1 protein-coding gene is annotated in these 1089 nt (G+C 38.8%); it reads right to left on the minus strand.

Translation table 11 applies throughout. From position 1 onward, the window contains the following. Nucleotides 1-208: 208 nt before the first annotated feature. Nucleotides 209-1089 (minus strand): glycosyltransferase (locus tag F6K23_RS41110; RefSeq protein WP_293167048.1); only part of this gene is annotated, 881 nt, incomplete at its 5' end.

Below are 1089 nucleotides of genomic sequence, written 5' to 3' on the forward strand. Positions count from 1 at the left end.
TCATCAATACAAATTTTAATTAGCAATAATGTCATCCCTACCTACTACTTTAGCCTGAGTCTAAAACCAAATTCTGAGGGTGATAGTTAAGAAAATGTGAAATCTTTAAGGTCGTGAGTTTACTTTTAACAACTGCTCAATTGCCGCCTTCAGAGTTAGGTTTGTAGTAGATGATTTAGTCCCTTCCGAAGGATAACTTCTACTCTTCTTACTTGCAGGTGTAATTATCTCTGATGACTTTCTTGTACATTTCGGCAATATCTTTCCAGGTTAAAACAATTCCTTGGGCTCTTAAAGTAGAGTTATTCAAGTTGTTAATCAGTGATTTTTCTATTTCCAAAATCTCTCTAATACTAGGTGTTGCTTGGAAGAATTTTCTGTAACTTTCTACTTCATTTTCAACCAAGAAACCATATTCACCATGATTTAGTAAATAGTCCATTCGTTCACAGGGAATAGTTAGTACTGGACGACCACAGGCTAGATATTCACACACTTTGAGACTGGCACTTGTGAATTTACCTTCTGGGAATAGAGCCTTATTATAGGGAGCAAGACAAAGATTTGCTGCTCCGACATATAGGGCAGCTTCTTGCTGTGGTAGTCTACCTTTAAAAATCACTGCTGCGCCAAATTTACTAGCAATATTTTCTAGTTCTTTGCGCTTGTTGCCATCACCAATCATATACAAGACAACATCTTTAGGCTTCTCGCGACCCAAGGCTTCAATAATTGGTCCTGGCTCTTGAATGAAGCGATTTAAAGACCCTACATAGGTGAGAACAAGACTATCTTGACTAATTCCTAACTGTTGGCGACAAGCATAGCGATCGCGGGGAAAGAAAATCTGAGGGTCGATGCCATTTGGTATCGAATAGATGGGCTTGTTGTAGCTGGCATACTTTTTCTCAATCAGAAAGGATTTCATCTGCTCAGTCTCGACAACAATGCCACTGGAATTCCTAATCCATTGCCGCCTTACTTGAGGAAGTAGTTGTGTAAATAGAGAAGTTGAAGCTTGTTTAACAGGGTGACTTCTCCAGTCAATTTTTGCCTGTATCGTGGTGTAAAATTCAGCTTCAACTACAA

It is taken from the genome of Okeania sp. SIO2C9, assembly GCF_010672455.1.
Lineage (GTDB): Bacteria > Cyanobacteriota > Cyanobacteriia > Cyanobacteriales > Microcoleaceae > Okeania.